This window comes from Asaia sp. SF2.1, assembly GCF_000505765.1.
Classification (GTDB): Bacteria; Pseudomonadota; Alphaproteobacteria; order Acetobacterales; family Acetobacteraceae; genus Asaia; species Asaia bogorensis.
Genome location: NZ_AYXS01000012.1, coordinates 160,211 through 162,356, shown reverse-complemented (window position 1 = coordinate 162,356; position 2,146 = coordinate 160,211). Strand labels below are relative to the sequence as shown.

Annotated in this window: 3 protein-coding genes; all 3 read left to right on the top strand. The window is 59.2% G+C overall.

The genetic code is table 11. From position 1 onward, the window contains the following. Window positions 1–418: methyltransferase domain-containing protein (locus P792_RS38660; RefSeq protein WP_023978467.1), on the top strand; the 418-nt coding region annotated here is incomplete at its 5' end. A gap of 106 nt (window positions 419–524) precedes the next feature. After that, window positions 525–1,718, top strand: coding sequence for a hypothetical protein (locus P792_RS0118785; protein WP_152530179.1), 1,194 nt, complete (start codon window positions 525–527; stop codon window positions 1,716–1,718). Continuing rightward, window positions 1,715–2,146, top strand: a 432-nt coding sequence (locus P792_RS38655; RefSeq protein ID WP_035439660.1) for a UbiA family prenyltransferase, incomplete at its 3' end; no start/stop codon positions are given. The genes P792_RS0118785 and P792_RS38655, both read left to right, overlap by 4 nt.

Genomic DNA, 2,146 nt, shown 5'->3' with positions numbered 1-2,146 from the left:
TCAACGTGTGATCAACCAGCAGCTCGGCAATGTCGATGATCTGCTGGAAATGGATGCTGAAGCGACCACTTTCGAGGCGGGAAGCTTTGATATTGCTGTGGCGATGTTCGTCGCATCCGTCGTGCCAAGCCCACGTCGTCTTCTGGGCGAGCTCAAGCGCGTGGTGAAGCCGGGCGGCCATATCCTGTTCGTCAATCATTTCCTTGCGACGGGCGGCGTCCGGCTGGCTGTAGAACGCGGTATGGCCCGGGCCTCCCGATCGCTCGGCTGGCACCCGGATTTTGCTATGGAATCCCTGCTGCCGCCTGAAGATCTGAGCCGTGCAACCATCACGCCGGTCCCGCCTGCGGGACTGTTTACGCTCGTGACATTGCCGCTCGAGAAGGATAGTAAGGAAGAGACGGCCCTGGTTGCCTGACACGTTTGTGCCCGACAAATCATACCAGACTGGCCTTGATCTCAGGGTCCCTTTCCGATGCTGATGGCATGAGGACCCCCAGGACGGAATGAATAAGGAACGGGTCTTGTTACAGTTGCCGATTTCGAGACGCCGCGAGGGTCTGACACTGCGGGCCGATGGTGCTGCTTTTCTTGCTCTGGCGCTTTTTTGCGGTCTCGCAGGTGGTTTCCTCGGGTTTGTTTCCCAGAATACCGGCCCAACCCATGCGCTGGGCCATGGATTGCTGCTCGATCTTTTTGTCCTGATACCGGCTTTTCTTGGCGGTATGGGACGATTGATCCTGCCGGGTGAGCTGACATCCCTCCCGTCCTTGATGGTCCGTTTTGACCGTGTGGCTCTTGTCGTCCTGTTCCTCGGGGCGCTCTGCGCGCTTGGCGGTGTTTCACGACCTGACCTGTTTGCCGTCTCGATGGGGCTTTGGTCGGTTGGTGTTGTGTTGCTGGCGCTGTCGACCATCGTCAAATGTCTCGAGTGTCGCGTTGTACGCTTCCGTGACCTGTCGCCCTTTACCTGGTCACAACTCCTGGCGTCACTTGGCCTGGTCGTCATCGTCCCTGTTGTGCTGGCTGGCCTGTGCCATGACCTCGTGGCGGGCGGGGATGCGCAAATTGTGGCTGGCGTATGGCTCGGTCGTATCCAGGTTCCCGTGCTGGCCCTTGTCATGCAACTCGCCCTCGGGGCGATTGCAAACCTCGTTTCCTTCCATTCAACCCGTGCCAAGATCGTTCTGCCACTGCTTATGGCGGTACCGACGCTGGGTGTATCGGTGGTCTGGGCGCATGGAGTTATCGTGCCGGGGCTTTCCGAGGCATGGCTTCTGGGGGTAGGCGTTGCCCTCCCGTGTTTCGGGATCATGGGGCTGATCTGCGCTTCCCTATGGCGTCGCAGCTTCACCATGACCTATGCGCTCTCCTGGAGCTTTCCGGCGCTGCTCCTGCTCTCTGCGGGTTGGGCGCTTTATCTGTTCCCGGCGCGGCCGGAGGCCTTTCATTCCGCCATGCTGTTTGGCGCGGTGTTTGCGTTGTTTGGTTGCTATTATCGCTGGCAGGCCCAGCTGGGCGATATGGCTGCGCCACTCTGGCTCGGTCGCCTTCATCTTGTCTCGATGGGTATTGCGGTGCTGGCCATGATCCCGTTTCTGCCCATGCTGCGTCATATCGGCGAGGCCGGCATGATGGTCTCACTCTGCTGCGTTGCCTGTCTGGGCGTCAGACTGATCATGCCATTGCGTGAGCCTGCGAAAGTCGACCTTTCATGAGTGCCTCACAATCATTTCCGCATGTCGAGCCGGGGTTCGATCGCCTTCAAGGGGCGACGCTCAAGGACTGGCTTGCGCTGCTGAAGCCTCGTGTCATCTCGCTGGTGGTGTTCACAGGTGTGGCGGGCATGGCCGTGGCACCGACATGGCCTTCGGTCCCGCTCGGTCTGATCGATATGCTTTGCATATGCGTCGGGGCAGGGGCGGCCGGTGCCATCAATATGTGGTATGACCGCGATATTGACGCGATCATGAAGCGGACTTCGGTGAGGCCCATTCCGGACTCCCGTATGGATGCCGATGGCGCCCTTATCTATGGCGTGGTGTTGTCGCTGGCTTCTGTGGCTCTGCTCTGGCTGGCAAGTAATGCTCTCGCTGCAGGTATTCTGGCGTTTTCGATTTTCTTCTATGCCGTCATCTACACTATG